Source organism: Flavobacterium sp. UGB4466, assembly GCF_903469665.1.
GTDB lineage: Bacteria > Bacteroidota > Bacteroidia > Flavobacteriales > Flavobacteriaceae > Flavobacterium > Flavobacterium lipolyticum.
On the sequence record NZ_CAGKLC010000271.1, the window covers coordinates 1 to 529 of the forward strand.

The window sequence follows — 529 nt, forward strand, 5'->3', positions numbered from 1 at the left end:
TGTATCGATTGCTCTTGCAGCATTTTTAACAGGTCAGCAGCCGTAGTATCAACATCATACTGTACTCTGACCGGAATGGTATTACTAAACAGTCCGATCATATCTTCAACACCTGCTAAATCGGCCGGACGACCTGATACCACAGCACCAAACACCACATCACTCGTGTTGTTGTAACGTGACAATAGATAGCCCCAAACGCCTTGTATAAAAGTGTTGTGAGTAATGCCTAAAGTGGTGCAAAGCGTGTCTACTTGCTTAAACATAGCTCCCCCTATTTCAAGACGTTCATTGGATCTGATATAAGTAGTCCCAACAGCTCTTGTCTTAAAAGGAATCTCTACCGGTACTGCATAACCTTTAAGGTTGCCCTCCCAGTAACCAAGTGAATGCTCTCTGTCTATGGTTTTCAACCAATTGATATAATTGGAATAAGGTATTACCGGTGGCAAATCAGCTGTACTGCCTTTTATTGCGGCACTCAACAGTTCATTAAAGTCATTGATAAGCACACTTACACACCAACCGT

At 42.5% G+C, this 529-nt stretch carries 1 protein-coding gene; it reads right to left on the bottom strand.

Translation table 11 applies throughout. The annotated features are described in order from the left end of the window. A partial coding sequence (locus tag JO950_RS22010) for a condensation domain-containing protein (protein ID WP_237732434.1) occupies window positions 1-529 on the bottom strand: 529 nt, incomplete at both ends.